The sequence below is a fragment of the Mesorhizobium sp. M7A.F.Ca.CA.003.01.2.1 genome, from assembly GCF_003998945.1.
Taxonomy (GTDB): Bacteria; Pseudomonadota; Alphaproteobacteria; order Rhizobiales; family Rhizobiaceae; genus Mesorhizobium; species Mesorhizobium ciceri.
On the sequence record NZ_RZRA01001375.1, the window covers coordinates 1 to 993 of the forward strand.

Annotated in this window: 1 protein-coding gene; it reads left to right on the forward strand. The window is 62.3% G+C overall.

Going from position 1 to position 993, the window contains the following annotated elements:
• A partial coding sequence (locus tag EN969_RS32770; protein WP_127419818.1) for an NADH-quinone oxidoreductase subunit D occupies positions 1-993 on the forward strand: 993 nt, incomplete at both ends.

Here is a 993-nt window from a genome sequence, read left to right on the forward strand (position 1 = left end):
CCGCAACACCCCGCGGCGCACGGCGTTTTGCGCCTTGTGCTGGAGCTGGACGGCGAAGTCGTCGATCGCGTCGATCCGCATATCGGACTGCTGCATCGCGGTACCGAAAAGCTGATCGAAGCCAAAACCTATCTGCAGGCGGTACCCTATCTCGACCGGCTCGACTATTGCGCGCCGATGAACCAGGAACATGCCTTTGCGCTGGCCGCCGAGCGTCTGCTCGGCATCGAGGTGCCGAAGCGTGGCCAGGTGATCCGCGTTCTCTACAGCGAGATCGGCCGCATCATGTCGCACATCCTCAATGTGACGACGCAGGCGATGGACGTCGGTGCGCTGACGCCGCCGCTGTGGGGCTTCGTCGAACGCGAAAAGCTGATGGTGTTCTATGAGCGCGCCTCCGGTTCGCGCATGCATGCCGCTTATTTTCGGCCCGGCGGCGTCCATCAGGACCTGCCGCGTCAACTGGTCGAGGACATCGGCAAGTGGATCGACCCGTTCCTGAAGTCGATCGACGACCTCGACCGGCTGCTGACCGGCAACCGCATCTTCAAGCAGCGCAATGTCGATATTGGCATCGTCTCGCTGGCGGATGCCTGGGCCTGGGGTTTTTCGGGCGTGATGGTGCGTGGCTCGGGTGCAGCCTGGGATCTGCGCAAGTCGCAACCCTATGAATGCTATTCGGAGATGGATTTCGACATTCCGATCGGCAAGAACGGCGACTGCTTCGACCGCTACCTCGTGCGCATGGAAGAAATGCGCCAGTCGGCGAAGATCATGCGCCAGTGCGTCGACCTTTTGCTCGGCAAGGAGAGCACCGGCCCGGTGTCGAACCTCGATGGCAAGGTGGTGCCGCCCAAGCGCCAGGCGATGAAGCGCTCGATGGAAGCGCTGATCCATCACTTCAAGCTCTACACCGAGGGTTATCGCGTGCCGGCCGGCGAGGTTTACGCCGCCGTCGAGGCGCCGAAGGGCGAATTCGGCGTCTATCTGGTC